Raw genomic sequence first — 14,456 nt, 5'->3', positions numbered from 1 at the left:
TGTTTGGAGCCCGCAGTATGACCTCCCGCAGCCTGCACGAAGTCGCCAAACCGCGTCCGCTCACCCAGTGCGGCCTCGAAGAGCTCGCGGTGCATCAGATCACCGCGACGCCCTCGGGTGGCATCCTGTTCGCCAGGAAGAAGGAACGCGGCGAGAAGGATGAGGCGCGCCGGTACATCGTCGATCTGCTCGGCGACGTCGAGGCCTTTCCTACGCTGTCAGTCCTGACGCTGCCCGGCCTCGACTGGAAGTTCGAGAACAAGCTGCTCGGCCGCCGCGAGGGAAACTGGGCCGGCGAGAAGCGGGACGGCCCTGCGCGTACCGAGTTCGTCTGCATCGAGAACGACCGGGCGATCTACCACGCAGCCCTCACCAAGATGCCGGGCATGCAGCCGTGGAAGAACCGCTACTGCGGGAACCCGCTCATCAGCGTGCTGCCGGGCACGAAGTTCGCTGAGCGAGCGATCAGCAATCCGTGGATCGACCGCTTCTACTTTGGGAACGTCGACGACCTCATGCGCGATGACGATCGCGTCTTTGATGCGGCATGGCTCGACTACACCGGGCCGCTGTCCATCGAGCGGCTGGCGCTGATCCAGCGCTTCTACCGGGAGCGCGTGCGCCGCGTGCTCGTGGTGACGGCGCTGCGCGCGCGGTGGAACCGGGAGACCTCTGACGCGATCACGCGCGCCGGTGGGCACTCACCGTGGTTCCTGCGCGGCACGGATGCCGAGGTCTTGCACGACATGAACTATCAGGACGGTCCGTCGCCGATGGCGCAGATCGCAATCAAGAAGGTGCCGGCATGAAGGCTCTCTCGATCCGCCAGCCCTGGGCGTGGCTCATCGTTCACGGCGGCAAGGACATCGAGAACCGTACGTGGTCGACGCGCTACCGCGGCCCGGTCCTGATCCACGCCGCCAAGGGCATGACCCGCGACGAGTGGGAAAGCGCCTGGATCCTCGCGCACGGCACGGGCGCGTCACCCAAGGCGGTCGCCGCCGGCATCACGCGAGACACCATCGAACGCGGCGGCATTGTCGGCATCGCCGATCTGGTCGACTGCGTGCCGTCCGCGCGCCGCGTGTCCCGATGGCACATGGAAGGCCAGTTCGGGTTCAAGCTGACGAACGTGCAACCCCTGCCCTTCCGGCCGCTGAAGGGCGCGCTGGGTTTCTTCGAGGTGCAGGAATGAATCTCAGCGACGACCAGATGAACGCGGTGTGCGGCGGCGGCATCGCCGGCTGGACGCCGGTGGAGCGTCCTACAGGCAGGCAAGAACTGCCCGCTTGGGTACGCGATGCCCATGTGGACTGGATGCACGGCGCCAGCAATGCGCCGTCGGTCACCCTGAAGGTGGTCGGCAACGTCCGCAGCTGGGAAAGCCAGACCTGGGTGAAGGAAGGCTCAGACTGCTACATCGCGCGCCATGCCGATGGCCGCGCCAAGGTTCTCTATCACGGCGGCGCAGTGACGCCAGCGGCGGCCTGGCGCGTGTTCGCCGGCGAGAAGCCTTTTACCTACAGGTGGGCAGTGCCTGAGCGCCGACAGGCCGGCGAGACGTGGGAAGACGCGGCGCAGCGAGAGGGCGCAGCGCACCTCGCGAGCATCCAAGCACCGTCGCCCTACCCGCTTCACGATCCTCACAGCGGCAAGCCGTTGGACCGCGCGTCCTGCCGAGTGGTCGTGCGTGCATTCAACGTCACGACGCAGCAAAGCGGCTTCGGCGGCGACGGCTACGCGCTCGACATGGCCGATGGCTCTCGGATGCTGCTGCGCGGGCCCTGGCACGGCGGCGCGCCAGCCGGCTACGTCGAAGTCGGCTTGCTGGATGTGACGTCGCCCTACTACCGGCCATACCCCGGGCAGAAGCCCCGCCCGTGGTATCGGCGCGGCGGCACCGTCGGCTATATCACCGAAGACCTGTTCCTGCGCATCGTCTCCACGTACTGCGCCCACGTGCCGGTCGCGCGTGTCCAGCATCGCTACGGCACGCGCATCGAACCGTACCGCGCCGAGTGGGAAATGCCGAAGGCGCAGATCTATGACATCGAGTGGAAGCGCGCCCAGCAGAAGGAGCCCGCCGGCGAGTTCTGGCGCGTGTACTGGGACGGCAGGGAACGGTATTGCGGCTCGCTGCGGATTCCAACGCACGGCTTCCAGGACGCGGTGACTGACCTGCCGACGGCGCTGGAACTGCTCTGATGACCACGGCCCACTTCTCCGCCCTCGTCGGCCCCACAGCCCGAGCCATGGCAGAGGTGCGCAAGCTGCACCCGAAGCCGCCGGCCGCGCCGGTGCGCGCCGCGATCCGCTGCCCACGCTGCCAGGGCCGCCTGCTCTTCACGGTCTCGCCGGCAGGCAGCACCACCGGCCGCTGCTCCAGCACCGGCTGCATCCAGTGGAGAGACTGACATGCGCGCCCTGCTCTTCACCCTTCTTCTGGCCTCGTGCGGCGGTGGCGGCGACGCCTACGTGACGCACACCGAGGAAGCCCCCAAATGCGCCCCGGCTCTCGCGAAGCCCGGCGGCGGATCACCAGCATGCACACAGGAACAGCAATGACGGATCACGTCACCCACGAATATCCGCGAGCCTTCAAGGCGGCGACGAAGGTCGATCCGCTGATCCTGGCCACGGCCTTGGATCACATCGCGCGCACCGCGCAGCGCAGCCGAAGCCAGACGCGGCGCCTCCGCTGGATCGAGCAGCGCGCCCTCATCGCCCTGAGCGGCCGCGAGTACTCGGATCTCGATCTCGACCTGCCGAAAAACGCCGGGCCAGACACGCACGAGAAGCTGCAGAAGCGCATGTCGTTCCACATCGCCATCAAGCACCAGACGCGCGAGGCGCTGGTGCAGCTGCTGGACGTCTGCGAGCGCATGGACCTCGAAGACCAGAACCAGCGCCCCACCGAAGAGGAATACCAATCCGCGCTGGCTGCGGCCCGCGCTCTCAAGGAGCCGACATGACCACCCCCACCAGCGCAGAGCGCGAATTCGAGCAGACGTTCCCCGATCACATCTGGCTTGATGTCGGCGCAGATGCCAGGATAGACCTCAAGCCCGGGGACACCTTCCGCGATTTGCAGGAAGTCACATGGAGCGAGGACAACGCTACTGGCTTCGGCGTCAAGTATGTCCGCTCCTCAGTGGGAGAGCCCGCCGAATTCGAGCAACTGTGCCGCGAGCACGAGATCACCGGCACTGCATTGGAAGCCATCGCCCAAGTGTTTTGGGCCAGAGGCATGGCAGTGGGAGAGCGTGCAGAGTCGAGCGAGGAGATCTGCCCGGACTGCCATGGCTCCGGCGAAGGCATCGTGTACGACACATCCAGAGGACCGGACGGGCATGACTACGCGATTATTTGCGAGACATGCCACGGGTCCGGCGTAGCGGCAGTCCAAGCGGCACCGATCATGCGCTTCAACTTGCTGGCTGGTCTTGGCCCGAATCCGGACAAGCGCGGGCTGTACGTGCGATACGAGGATCACATCGCCGCCCTCTCCGCATCTCCAGCAGCAGCGCAGCCGAGCGACAGCCAGATTAACGACATCGCCGAGGACTTCAAGTCGCAGTACATGCACGGGCGAACGACGTTCGATGAGTTTGATCATTTGGGCTTCGCTCACGCGGTCATAGCGCATTTCCTAGAGCACACAGGGCAATACGTGACCAACGACGCGAGTCGGGAAGCCTGCATCAAGTCGCGTGTAGATGAGGCATTGGAGAAAGCTGCAAAGCTCTGCGAGCCGTGGAACTTTGACCACCCCGATGACTGGACGGTCTACGCGAAGGCATGCGCCACATGCGCTGCTGCGGTTCGTGAACTCAAGTATGGAGAGCCGAAATGAGCGTACCTCGCAAATTCGTCCGCTTTGGCGACTGCAAGTGCATCCTGTCGAAGTACTGCGACGGCCATTGCAACCCGATCTTCGTTGATCGCACCGAGGCAGAGCAAGCCGCATGGCTGGCTGACAAGATCGTCGCGTTTGGCGACTATGCCAAGGAAGCCGCCGAGATGCCGCGCCGCTGGCCGTCTCCCGCCAACAAGAACGAAATTCCCGACGCCGGTAACAAGGGTGCTGCGCAGGACAGCGAGCCGAGCGAGGCATGCAGCCACGACTGGCGCCCGTTCTTCACCGGCCCAAATCAAACGCACCTCATTTGCGCTCACTGCGAAGAAAAGCGGCCAGCGCCAGCAGTGCCACGGGTGGAGCCCGACCTGATTGCGCGCGGTCCCGGTGCTGATGAGGCTGAGTCCATTATTCGTGAAGCAGTCGAACAGGCTGGCTACCCATGGGAAAAGGTCGATCCGCTCGCGTACAACATCGTGCTTCGGGCAACCATTGCCGCACACAAGGCCGGGTTCAAGCTGGCGCTGTCGCGATTTTCCGATTTCGCCCTAGCGCTTGAATCCGCTCTGTCAGAGACGATCGACAAGATAATCCCCGGCCTCGACTCGGGATCGATCCTCGACGATGCGCGAACGGCAAGCGCTGCACTCTCAGCCGCAACAGTGGAACATGGAGCGGTGACCGTGCACGAGTGTGGGACCAAGAACAGCTACGGCTACCACATCGTCAAGTGCTTCGCCGATGCGCCGATTGCAAAGGGCACGAAGCTCTACTCCGCCCTCGCAAGCGCAGCACAAGCAGAGGGAGGGAACAATGCCTGAGTCCTACTCCTGCACCCACAAAGAGGCCGTGAAGCGCATCTCTGCATGGCTGAACAACACCAAGGGCATGGCCATCGTGATGGCCGAACTTGTGGTGACCGCATCAACGGAAACGCCTGACGCTATCGGGTGGTCGGGGCGTGGTGAGTCCATCCTTGTCGAATGCAAGGTGAGCCGGTCCGACTTCCATGCGGACAAGAACAAGGTGTTTCGTCGCGACGAAGACCTTGGTGTCGGCACGCAGAGGTACTTCGCCGCACCGGCCGGAATGCTTTCTGCCGACGACATGCCTCCAGGCTGGGGCCTGCTCGCAATTCACCAGTACCAGGTGCGCGAGGTGGTTCGCCCCGAAATCAAGACCGCGAACCGCGTGGCTGAAGTGCAGATGCTCGTGTCGGCGATGCGCCGGCTCGAATTGGCCGCAACGGTGTTTGTCCGTCATGAGAACGAGTCCACTAGCGCTCAGGCTGCGGAAGGCGGTGAAGCATGAAGCGCTTTCGCTGGACCCGCACGAAGTACTACAAGGCCGCGCATCTCTCGCGCTTGCTGAGCCGCTTCGACTACTCCTCCTCGGACAAGCCGCCGCTGGTAGAGCGCTACCTCGAACTGTGCGAGCACATTGAGCGCCAAGGCCGCGATCCTCTGCTGACGCCGATCGGCTGGCGCTATGACCCCGAAATTCCGTTCTGAGGACCACCCATGATCACCAACAAGAACACCCCGCAGGAGCGTGAAGCGTTCGAGGCATGGGCGAAGTCCGCCAAGGCGTTCATGACCATCCGGAAGCCCGAGGAGGTTGTGTCCCGCTATCCGGATGGCCGCTACGTCTTCGGCTCAGTGCGCCAAGCGTGGGAAGCATGGCAGGCTCGTGCAGCGCTCGCCCCGCAGGCTGAGAGAGCAGCACCAGCGGAGCGCAAACCGCTGACGGACGAGCAAGTGGCTGAATTTCAGCGCGTCATCTATGACGCCTCACGCGGAGACTTCGAGGCAACCGTCGATGAAGCGCGCGCAATCTATGCAGCAGCCCACGGCATCTCTTCGGGTCTGGACCGCATGGCAAGGAATGGGGAGCCCGAACCCGACGACACGCCCCTCGAAACCGGCGAAGGGGATGCGCGATGACCGCAGAGGCCTATCCGCTGCAGTGGCCCACCGGCCGCGCGCGCACGGAGCGCTGGCGCCGCGAACCTGCGCCCTTCGACGTGACGTTCGCACGGGCCCGCGACGACATCGTGCGCGAGGTCGAGCTGCTCACCGGCACTCGCCACTATGGCGACGCCTACGTGGTGATCAGCACCAACACCGCGCTGGCCCGCGACGGCCTGCCGCTCGCGGGCCAGCGCCAGCCCGATGACCCGGGCGTCGCCGTCTACTTCACCTACAAGAAGCGGCAGATGTCCTTCGCCTGCGATCGCTGGACGAAGATCGAGGACAACATGCGCGCGATCTCGAAGACCATCGAGGCGCTGCGCAGCATTGCGCGCTGGGGCACCGGCGACATGCTCGAAGCGGCGTTCACCGGCTTCGAGGCGCTGCCGGCGCCCGGCGCGGTGCGCGCCTGGTGGGAAGTGCTCGGCGTCGCCCGGCACGCCACCAAGGACGAGATCACCCAAGCCTACCGGCGCGCCGCGATGGACGCCCACCCGGACCGCGGCGGCTCACACGATCGAATGGCCGAGCTCACCCGGGCTCGGGATGAAGGGATGAGAGATAAATGAGCGAAGCAGCAATTCTTCAACGGCTCGACAAGATGACGGCCGCCGTCGTGCAGATGGCGAAGATGACCGGTGCTCGCCTCACGCGAGCCCAGATGCTGGAACGCCTCGGCGTGAGCAGCAACACTTTCACCGCGCGCGTTCGCAGCGGCCAGGTGCCAAAGCCATGCAGCGATGGCAAGTGGCTCCTCTCCGAAGTGATCGAGTGGGAATCGCGCGACGTTGGCAGCTAACCAAGCCGCTTTGCGATGTCGGAAACCTTGGGGTTGTAGTAGGTCAGGGCCTGAGTGGTCTTGACCCACCCCATCATCTTGCACAGATCGAGCACGTCGATCTTCCGCGCCAGATGCGTGCACGCCGTGTGCCGCGAGTCGTGAAACGTGAACCCCGAGAGCTTCGCCCGATCGCGCGCACGCCGAAACAGTGTGTCCAGCGTCTGCGACTGGATGCCGAACACGAGCTCCGGGTCCCACCCCTTCATCCGCTTGATGATGCGCCGCGCGGCCTTGCTTAGTGGCACCTGGCGGCTTCGTCCGGTCTTCGTGGTGCCCTTGCCGTCCGTAGTCGCCTCGGCTTCTGAGAGCGTCAGCAGGATGACGTGATCGGTGCGCACGCGCGACCACTCCAGCCCGCAGATCTCGCCCGCTCGCATTCCCGTCATCAGCGCCAGCAGGAAGGCTTGTGCGACGGCCTGGGAGACTGAGCGCACCTCACCCCGCTTGTAGCCCAGCCGACGCAGCACGCCGCGGATCTCAGTGCCGTGGATGAGGCGCTCACGATGGTCCGGGTTCGCCGGCTTGGTGACATCCTCAACCGGGTTCGCAGTAATCCACTTCCATTCCGTCTTCGCGATCGAGAAAACCGACGACAGCAGGCCAAGATCGCGCAGCACGCCGCCGCGTGCGTTGAGGGTGAGGCGATGGTTACGCCACAGGCCGATCTGGTCGCTGGTGACCTTGTGAATGAGCGTCTTGAGCGGCAGATGCTTATGCGCTTCAGGGTCTTCGAAGGCCTTCAGGCGGATCGCTTCCTTGACCTTTCCGCGCTTGCTCGGCGTGACCTCTTCTGCATACCGGCGCAGCGTGTCGAGCAGCGTCTTGTTCGAACCGGGGCCGGCTTTACCCTGCGCCTTCAATTCGAGAGTGCGCCGCAGGTTCCACTCATCGGCCTCGCGCTTCGTGTCGAAGGTGCCGCTGTCGCGCACGCCCGCAATTTCGAGCTGCACGCGCCGGTGCCCTGTGCCGTCTTCTTAGGGGTTGCCAATTTCGGGGGATCGTCCGGGGAAAATTCGGGGGGAGGACTTGAGGCACCTTGAGTCTTGGTGCCTCAAACTCGCCGAATCATAGGGCCTCGGATGCCCCAATCTGCGCGGGTTTGCGCTGGGTAGACGCAGCGCATATCAAAAGTACGAAAGTAACGTGGTGCCCGGAACCGGGGTCGAACCGGTACGCCCCTTATGCAGGAAGCGGCGGATTTTAAGTCCGATGTGTCTACCAATTTCACCATCCGGGCTTCCGGTCGGATGTTGACGATACCCCAAACAAAAACAGTCCCGTCAATCTGTATTGGCGGGACTGCATTTTGGGCACTAGGAATCGATGGAGGCGCGATCCGGAGTCGAACCGGACTAGACGGATTTGCAATCCGTTGCATAACCGCTTTGCTATCGCGCCGCTCTCGTTGCCGAGATTTTCAAGCTCGCAGAACCTGCGAAAAAAGGAAGCACCGGCTTCCTTTTTAGAACTGGAGCGGGAAACGAGACTCGAACTCGCGACCTCAACCTTGGCAAGGTTGCGCTCTACCAACTGAGCTATTCCCGCGTACTGCACCGATTGCTGCAGAGCCTCGAATTATATAGCAATTTTTCGGCGCTCCACAATCGAAGGCACCCTTCTTAGTGCTTTACCGAACCTTCCGAAGACTGGGACGCGCGCTGCTTGGCCTGCTCGGCCATCGCTGCAGCGGATGCGGCAACCTCTTCGTCGGAAAGCGGCGTCGGCGTCTTCTCGAGCGCGATCTCCAGGACCTTGTCGATCCACTTCACCGGCACGATCTCGAGGCCGTTCTTGACGTTCTCGGGAATGTCCTGCAGGTCCTTCGCGTTCTCTTCGGGGATCAACACGGTCTTGATGCCGCCGCGCAATGCAGCGAGCAGTTTTTCCTTCAAGCCGCCGATGGCCGTGACTTCGCCGCGCAGCGTGATCTCGCCTGTCATTGCGACGTCGGCACGAACCGGAATACCGGTCAACGCAGAAACGAATGCGGTGGTCATCGCGGCACCGGCGCTCGGGCCGTCCTTCGGCGTGGCGCCGTCGGGCACGTGGATATGGATGTCGCGCTTCTCGAAGACCTCATCCTTGATGCCGAGCCGGCGCGCACGGCTGCGCACCACGGTGCGGGCCGCCTCGACCGATTCCTTCATCACGTCACCGAGCGAACCCGTGCGGCTGATCACGCCCTTGCCGGGCATCGTCACGGCTTCGATCGTGAGCAGATCGCCCCCGACCTCGGTCCACGCCAGACCCACCACCTGCCCGACCTGGTTCTGCTTCTCGGCCAGACCGAAGGTGTACTTGCGCACGCCCAGGAAGTCGTTGAGGTTCTCGCCCTTGACGACGACCTTCGGCTCCATCTTCTTGAGCAGCAGGCCCTTGACCACCTTGCGGCAGATCTTCGACAACTCACGCTCGAGCGAACGCACGCCCGCTTCGCGGGTGTAGTAACGCACGATGTCGCGCACCGCCTCTTCGGTGATGAGGAGTTCGTCCTCCTTCACGCCGTTGTTCTTCATCTGCTTGGGCAGCAGGTACTTCAGCGCGATGTGCGTCTTCTCGTCTTCGGTGTAACCCGCGAGGCGAATGACTTCCATCCGGTCGAGCAGCGCCGGCGGAATGTTCATCGAGTTCGAGGTCGCCACGAACATCACGTCGGAGAGATCGAAGTCGACCTCGACGTAGTGATCGCCGAAGGTGTGGTTCTGCTCCGGATCGAGCACTTCGAGCAGCGCGCTCGAAGGATCGCCGCGGAAGTCGGTGCCGAGCTTGTCGATCTCGTCGAGCAGGAACAGCGGATTGCGCGTGCCGACCTTGCCCAGGCTCTGCAGCACCTTGCCCGGCAGCGCGCCGATGTAGGTGCGACGGTGGCCGCGGATCTCGGCCTCGTCACGCATGCCGCCCAGCGCCATGCGCGTGTACTTGCGGCCGGTCGCCTTCGCGATCGACTGCCCGAGCGAGGTCTTGCCCACCCCCGGCGGGCCCACGAGGCACAGGATGGGCGCCTTGACCTTGTCCACGCGCTGCTGCACCGCGAGGTATTCGAGGATGCGGTCCTTGACCTTCTCGAGCCCGTAGTGGTCCTCGTTGAGCACCGCCTCGGCATGCGCGAGGTCGTGCTTGATCTTGGTCTTCTTGCTCCACGGCAGGCCGAGCAGCACATCGATGTAGTTGCGCACCACGGTCGCCTCGGCCGACATCGGCGACATCAGCTTGAGCTTCTTGAGTTCGCTCTCGGCTTTCTTGAGCGCGTCCTTGGGCATCTTGGCGAGCTTGATCTTCTTCTCGATCTCCTCGATGTCCGCGCCCTCTTCGCCTTCGCCCAGCTCCTTCTGGATCGCCTTGACCTGCTCGTTCAGGTAGAAGTCGCGCTGGTTCTTCTCCATCTGACGCTTGACGCGGCCGCGGATCTTCTTGTCGACATTGAGGATGTCGACCTCGCGCTCCAGTTGCCCGAACAGGTTCTCGAGACGCTCCTTGATGTCATCCAGGTCCAGCACCGCCTGCTTGTTGTCGAGCTTCAGCGGCAGATGGGCGGCAATGGTGTCGGCAAGCCGGCCCGGGTCGTCGATGCTCGAGATCGAGGTGAGGATCTCGGGCGGAATCTTCTTGTTCAGCTTGACGTACTGGTCGAACTGCTGCATCACCGCGCGGCGCAGCGCCTCGACTTCGGTCGCCTTCTGCGTGGAGGTATCGGCAGCCTCGACCGGCGTCACGCTCGCCGAGAAATGCGTTTCGCTGTCGTCGATCCGGTTGACACGCGCACGTTGCTGGCCTTCGACCAGCACCTTCACGGTTCCGTCGGGCAGCTTCAGCATCTGGAGGATGGTGGAGATGCAGCCCACCTCGAACATGTCTTCGACCGAAGGCTCGTCCTTGGCGGCGGCTTTCTGCGCCACCAGCATGATGCGGCGCTCTGCTTCCATCGCCAGTTCGAGCGCCTTGATGCTCTTGGGACGGCCGACGAACAGCGGAATGACCATGTGGGGAAACACGACCACGTCGCGCAGCGGAAGCAGCGGCAGGTCGAGTTCAGTTGCAGGCAGGGGGTATGACCGGACATGGGAATCCTTTACTTGATCATGAAAAGATGGTCGGCCACACGCGCTTTTCAAGCCCGCGTTGGCGGATTTCGGCGAAAGACGCCGGACACCTGTTTCAAAGCGGCCGGCTGCGCGCTCATCACGCCTTCTTCGCGGTTTCGCGGTAGACGAGCAACGGAGGCTTGTTCTCGTCAATGGTCGATTCGTCGACCACCACCTTGTCGACATTGGTTGCATTCGGCAGTTCGAACATCGTGTCGATCAGCGACTGCTCGAGGATCGAACGCAGGCCCCGTGCGCCCGTTTTGCGCGCGAGTGCCTTGCGCGCGATCGCCTTGAGCGCGGCCGGGCGGATCTCGAGGTCCACACCTTCCATCTGCAGCAGCTTGGTGAACTGCTTGACGACCGCGTTCTTCGGCTCGGTCAGGATCTGGACCAGGGCATCCTCGGTGAGCTCCGCCAGCGAAGCCACCACCGGCATCCGGCCCACGAGCTCGGGGATGAGGCCGAACTTGATCAGATCCTCAGGCTCGACCTCGCGGAAAACCTCCGTGAGGCTGCGCTGCTTCTTGCTTTTGACCGACGCGCCGAAGCCGATGCCGGACGCCTCGGTCCGGTTCTCGATGACTTTTTCGAGGCCGGCGAACGCACCGCCGCAGATGAACAGGATGTTGGTCGTGTCGATCTGCAGGAAGTCCTGGTTCGGGTGCTTGCGCCCGCCCTGCGGCGGCACGCTGGCCATGGTGCCCTCGATCAGCTTCAGCAGCGCCTGCTGCACGCCTTCGCCGGACACGTCGCGGGTGATCGACGGGTTGTCGGACTTGCGCGAGATCTTGTCGATCTCGTCGATGTAGACGATGCCACGCTGCGCGCGCTCGACTTCATAGTTGCAGCTCTGGAGCAGCTTCTGGATGATGTTCTCGACGTCCTCGCCCACATAGCCGGCTTCGGTCAGCGTGGTCGCATCGGCCATCACGAAAGGCACGTCGAGCATGCGCGCCAGCGTTTGCGCCAGCAGCGTCTTGCCCGAGCCGGTCGGGCCGATCAGCAGGATGTTGCTCTTGCTCAGTTCGACGTCGTCGCCCTTGGCCTTGTCCTTGTGGCGCAGGCGCTTGTAATGGTTGTAGACGGCGACCGACAGCATGCGCTTGGCAGGCTCCTGGCCGATCACGTAGTTGTCGAGGTTCGCCTTGATTTCCGACGGGGTCGGAAGGTCGCTGCGGGACTCGCGCGATTCCTCGCCCGTGGGCAGCTCGTCACGAATGATCTCGTTGCAGAGATCGATGCACTCGTCACAGATGAAGACCGAAGGCCCGGCGATCAGCTTCTTGACCTCGTGCTGACTCTTCCCGCAGAACGAGCAGTAAAGCGTTTTTTCGCTGGAGGAGCCTTTTTTCGGCCATGGACAAATGCCTCGTAACAGGGGTTTTAACAATGATAGCGAAACAAAAACGGCGTTCCCCGTGTGGGAAAACGCCGTCGTCGCTTCGGGCGCCTCGCGCGGGGAATCAGCTGCGCTTGGAGATCACCTGGTCGATCAGCCCGTATTCCTTCGACTCGTCGGCCGTCAGGAAGTAGTCGCGCTCGGTGTCACGGGCGATCTTCTCGACCGGCTGACCGGTGCGTTCCGCGAGGATGCGGTTCATCTGCTCGCGGGTCTTCAGGATGTCGCGCGCATGGATCTCGATGTCCGTGGCCTGTCCGCGTGCGCCGCCGAGCACCTGGTGGATCATGATCTTCGAGTTCGGCAGCGAGAAGCGCTTGCCCTTCGCGCCGGCCGCGAGCAGGAAGGCCCCCATGCTGGCCGCGAAGCCGATGCACAGGGTCGATACGTCAGGCTTGATGAACTGCATGGTGTCGTAGATCGCCATGCCCGCGCTCACGCTGCCGCCGGGGGAGTTGATGTAGAAGGAGATGTCCTTGTCGGGGTTCTCGCTCTCCAGGAACAGAAGCTGCGCCACCACCAGATTGGCCGTCTGGTCATTGACCTCGCCGACCAGGAAGATCACCCGCTCCTTGAGCAGGCGCGAATAGATGTCGTAGGACCGCTCGCCGCGACCCGACTGCTCGATGACCATCGGAATCATGCCGAGGCTTTGAATTTCCTGTGCGCTCATTTTTGCTCTCCAGAGGGATTTTGACTGTACCCAGACGAAATGGGGCTCGTGCCACAAAGCACAAGCCCCATGGATTCGACCGACTGCGATCAGCCCTGTTGGGCCATCAGCTCGTCGAAGGATACCGACTTCTCGTTGACCTTCACCTTGCCCAGCACGAAATCGGTCACGTTGTTCTCGATGACCACGGCTTCGACTTCCGCCAGGCGGCGGTTGTCGCTGAAGTACCAACGCACGACGTCGGCCGGCTTCTCGTAGCTGGCGGCGAGCTCATCGACGTGCGCCTTGATCTGCTCGGGCTTGGCCTGGAGGTTGTTGGCACGGACCAGCTCGGCCACGACGAGGCCCAGGCGCACGCGGCGCTCGGCCTGCGGGCGGAACACGTCGTCGGGGATCGGGGCCTTGTCGGCGTCCTTGATGCCGCGCTGCTTGAGCTCGGCGCGGGCGCCTTCGATCATGCGGTCGACTTCGGCCTGGACGCTCGAGTTGGGCAGATCCAGTTCGGCGTTGGCCACGAGTGCGTCCATCACGGCGTTCTTGTTGCGCGCCAGGAGGCGGAACTTGACTTCGCGCTCGAGGTTCTTCTTGATGTCGGCGCGCAGGCCTTCGACCGTTGCGTCGGCGATGCCGAGCGACTTGGCGAACTGCTCGTTGACTTCAGGCAGGTGCGAGGCCTCGATCTTCTTCACGGTGACCATGAAGTCGGCTTGCTTGCCGGCCACGTCCTTGCCGTGATAGTCGGCCGGGAACGACAGCGGGAAGGTGCGGCTGTCGCCCGCCTTCAGGCCGCGAACGGCATCCTCGAATTCCTTGAGCATCTGGCCTTCGCCGACGATGAACTGGAAGTCGTCGGCCTTGCCGCCCTGGAAGGGCTCGCCGTCGATCTTGCCCTCGAAGTCGACGCTGACGCGGTCGCCGTCCTGCACGGCGGCGTCCTGCGCGCGCTGCGCGAAGGTGCGGCGCTGCTTGCGCAGGATGTCGAGCGTCTTGTCGATGGCATCGTCGCCGACGTCGGCGCTGAGCTTCTCGACTTCGGCGGCGGACAGGTCATTGATCTTGACGTCCGGGAAGACTTCGAAGATCGCGTCGAAGGCGAGCTGACCCTCGGGCGATTCTTCCTTTTCGGTGATGCGCGGCTGCCCGGCGACGCGCAGCTTGGCTTCGTTGGCCGCCTGCGAGAAGGCCTCGCCGACCTTGTCGTTCATGACTTCGTAGTGAACCGAATAACCGTAGCGCTGGGCCACGACGTTCATCGGCACCTTGCCGGGACGGAAGCCGTCCATCTTGACGGTGCGTGCCAGCTTCTTGAGGCGCGAATCGACCTCGGACTGGATGGCGCCGACGGGCAGGGTCAGCGTGATCTTGCGCTCGAGCTTCTCGAGGGTTTCAACGTTCACGGTCATTTGAGTCTTCCTTGTGAGGGTCTTGTGCTGGTGCGCGGGGCCGGACTCGAACCGGCACGCCATTGCTGGCGTCAGGACCTAAACCTGGTGCGTCTACCAATTTCGCCACCCGCGCGGTTCCAGTGTTTTCAGGTGATGAATACCCGAAGGCGGCCCATAGCCCATAGGCCAGGCCGCCTTCGTCATTCGCTAGCGGACGACTCTGAAAGTCGTCTGCCTGAAATCGGTC

The 14,456-nt window shown here is 63.4% G+C and carries 17 protein-coding genes, 4 tRNA genes and 1 pseudogene; 13 read left to right on the top strand and 9 right to left on the bottom strand.

The annotated features are described in order from the left end of the window. Positions 1–17: 17 nt before the first annotated feature. Genes ACQ858_RS08195 through ACQ858_RS08135 form a run of 13 tightly spaced genes read left to right on the top strand, consistent with a single transcriptional unit; the run spans position 18 to position 6,625 of the window. Positions 18–809, top strand: a complete 792-nt coding sequence (locus ACQ858_RS08195) for a hypothetical protein (RefSeq protein WP_431276220.1) — start codon at positions 18–20, stop codon at positions 807–809. Further along, positions 806–1,195 (top strand): ASCH domain-containing protein, encoded by a 390-nt coding sequence (locus ACQ858_RS08190; RefSeq protein WP_431276219.1) that lies wholly within the window; start codon positions 806–808, stop codon positions 1,193–1,195. The genes ACQ858_RS08195 and ACQ858_RS08190 overlap by 4 nt, the downstream gene beginning before the upstream one ends. Beyond that, entirely contained in the window at positions 1,192–2,205 is a 1,014-nt protein-coding gene (locus ACQ858_RS08185; RefSeq protein ID WP_431276218.1) for a hypothetical protein, read from the top strand. Before ACQ858_RS08190 ends, ACQ858_RS08185 begins: the two co-directional genes overlap by 4 nt. Further along, positions 2,205–2,414 (top strand): hypothetical protein, encoded by a 210-nt coding sequence (locus tag ACQ858_RS08180; protein ID WP_431276217.1) that lies wholly within the window; start codon positions 2,205–2,207, stop codon positions 2,412–2,414. The genes ACQ858_RS08185 and ACQ858_RS08180 overlap by 1 nt, the downstream gene beginning before the upstream one ends. Before the next feature lies 1 nt (position 2,415). Next, positions 2,416–2,565: a hypothetical protein gene (locus ACQ858_RS08175; RefSeq protein ID WP_431276216.1), complete on the top strand. Its 150-nt coding sequence runs from the start codon at positions 2,416–2,418 to the stop codon at positions 2,563–2,565. Beyond that, positions 2,562–2,972: a hypothetical protein gene (locus tag ACQ858_RS08170; protein ID WP_431276215.1), complete on the top strand. Its 411-nt coding sequence runs from the start codon at positions 2,562–2,564 to the stop codon at positions 2,970–2,972. The genes ACQ858_RS08175 and ACQ858_RS08170 overlap by 4 nt, the downstream gene beginning before the upstream one ends. After that, positions 2,969–3,853 (top strand): hypothetical protein, encoded by an 885-nt coding sequence (locus ACQ858_RS08165; RefSeq protein ID WP_431276214.1) that lies wholly within the window; start codon positions 2,969–2,971, stop codon positions 3,851–3,853. The genes ACQ858_RS08170 and ACQ858_RS08165 overlap by 4 nt, the downstream gene beginning before the upstream one ends. Next, complete coding sequence (locus tag ACQ858_RS08160) at positions 3,850–4,677, top strand: hypothetical protein (RefSeq protein ID WP_431276213.1); 828 nt, start codon at positions 3,850–3,852, stop codon at positions 4,675–4,677. The genes ACQ858_RS08165 and ACQ858_RS08160 overlap by 4 nt, the downstream gene beginning before the upstream one ends. After that, positions 4,670–5,167 (top strand): hypothetical protein, encoded by a 498-nt coding sequence (locus ACQ858_RS08155; RefSeq protein WP_431276212.1) that lies wholly within the window; start codon positions 4,670–4,672, stop codon positions 5,165–5,167. Before ACQ858_RS08160 ends, ACQ858_RS08155 begins: the two co-directional genes overlap by 8 nt. Beyond that, on the top strand, positions 5,164–5,367 hold the full coding sequence (locus tag ACQ858_RS08150; protein WP_431276211.1) for a hypothetical protein: 204 nt from the start codon (positions 5,164–5,166) through the stop codon (positions 5,365–5,367). The genes ACQ858_RS08155 and ACQ858_RS08150 overlap by 4 nt, the downstream gene beginning before the upstream one ends. A 9-nt stretch (positions 5,368–5,376) precedes the next feature. Continuing rightward, entirely contained in the window at positions 5,377–5,799 is a 423-nt protein-coding gene (locus tag ACQ858_RS08145) for a hypothetical protein (protein WP_431276210.1), read from the top strand. Continuing rightward, positions 5,796–6,395 (top strand): J domain-containing protein, encoded by a 600-nt coding sequence (locus ACQ858_RS08140; RefSeq protein WP_431276209.1) that lies wholly within the window; start codon positions 5,796–5,798, stop codon positions 6,393–6,395. The genes ACQ858_RS08145 and ACQ858_RS08140 overlap by 4 nt, the downstream gene beginning before the upstream one ends. Next, entirely contained in the window at positions 6,392–6,625 is a 234-nt protein-coding gene (locus ACQ858_RS08135; protein ID WP_431276208.1) for a helix-turn-helix transcriptional regulator, read from the top strand. Before ACQ858_RS08140 ends, ACQ858_RS08135 begins: the two co-directional genes overlap by 4 nt. Here ACQ858_RS08135 and ACQ858_RS08130 read toward each other — a convergent pair. The 9 genes and pseudogenes from ACQ858_RS08130 to ACQ858_RS08090 all read right to left on the bottom strand — a co-directional run bounded on the left by ACQ858_RS08130 (position 6,622) and on the right by ACQ858_RS08090 (position 14,342). Beyond that, positions 6,622–7,617 (bottom strand): tyrosine-type recombinase/integrase, encoded by a 996-nt coding sequence (locus tag ACQ858_RS08130; protein WP_431276207.1) that lies wholly within the window; start codon positions 7,615–7,617, stop codon positions 6,622–6,624. The two genes, ACQ858_RS08135 and ACQ858_RS08130, sit on opposite strands and share 4 nt — an antisense overlap. A 194-nt stretch (positions 7,618–7,811) precedes the next feature. After that, a tRNA-Leu gene (locus ACQ858_RS08125) sits at positions 7,812–7,904 on the bottom strand. Between the two features lie 87 nt (positions 7,905–7,991). Then, positions 7,992–8,065, bottom strand: a tRNA-Cys gene (locus ACQ858_RS08120). A gap of 71 nt (positions 8,066–8,136) precedes the next feature. After that, positions 8,137–8,212 (bottom strand) — tRNA-Gly (locus tag ACQ858_RS08115). Between the two features lie 74 nt (positions 8,213–8,286). Then, positions 8,287–10,727: pseudogene (gene lon / locus ACQ858_RS08110) on the bottom strand (endopeptidase La). A 119-nt stretch (positions 10,728–10,846) separates the two neighbouring features. Continuing rightward, positions 10,847–12,118, bottom strand: a complete 1,272-nt coding sequence (clpX, locus tag ACQ858_RS08105; RefSeq protein WP_431276818.1) for an ATP-dependent Clp protease ATP-binding subunit ClpX — start codon at positions 12,116–12,118, stop codon at positions 10,847–10,849. 97 nt (positions 12,119–12,215) lie between these two features. Further along, entirely contained in the window at positions 12,216–12,824 is a 609-nt protein-coding gene (clpP, locus tag ACQ858_RS08100) for an ATP-dependent Clp endopeptidase proteolytic subunit ClpP (protein ID WP_431276206.1), read from the bottom strand. An 89-nt stretch (positions 12,825–12,913) separates the two neighbouring features. Beyond that, entirely contained in the window at positions 12,914–14,227 is a 1,314-nt protein-coding gene (gene tig, locus ACQ858_RS08095) for a trigger factor (protein ID WP_431276205.1), read from the bottom strand. Between the two features lie 28 nt (positions 14,228–14,255). Beyond that, a tRNA-Leu gene (locus tag ACQ858_RS08090) sits at positions 14,256–14,342 on the bottom strand. Positions 14,343–14,456 lie beyond the last annotated feature (114 nt).

Source organism: Variovorax ureilyticus (assembly GCF_050632185.1).
Classification (GTDB): Bacteria; Pseudomonadota; Gammaproteobacteria; order Burkholderiales; family Burkholderiaceae_C; genus Variovorax; species Variovorax ureilyticus_A.
The sequence above is the reverse complement of the archived record's forward strand: the minus strand, read 5'-3'. Positions and strand labels throughout refer to the sequence as shown.